1 protein-coding gene is annotated in these 286 nt (G+C 58.4%); it reads right to left on the minus strand.

Annotated features, from left to right (window positions below):
* A partial coding sequence (locus tag EXE45_RS16830) for a hypothetical protein (protein ID WP_137695009.1) occupies nucleotides 1-273 on the minus strand: 273 nt, incomplete at its 3' end.
* Nucleotides 274-286: the final 13 nt, after the last annotated feature.

Here is a 286-nt window from a genome sequence, read left to right on the forward strand (position 1 = left end):
AATCTCGTCGCACAGCGGTTCATTATTGACGTGAGTCGTGTGGTGGTCGCCACCCCACGACACCGACACGGTGCCACGAGAGGCGTTTAATTCGACGTGCGGACCACCGACACCGAGCACGAGAATCACGTTACTGATACTCGGCTCGCGGGATCCGAGCGACAGTTCTACTTTCACGTCCAGCGGATCTAACTCGTCCATACTGTCGGTATCTTCGATTCGTTCCGCCGTCTCGACCGCACGCTCGGCGGCCATGTTATCGGGGTGTTCCATAGTGGTACGGCGG

Origin of the sequence: Halorubrum sp. SP9 (assembly GCF_005435015.1) — an archaeon.
Taxonomy (GTDB): Archaea; Halobacteriota; Halobacteria; order Halobacteriales; family Haloferacaceae; genus Halorubrum; species Halorubrum sodomense.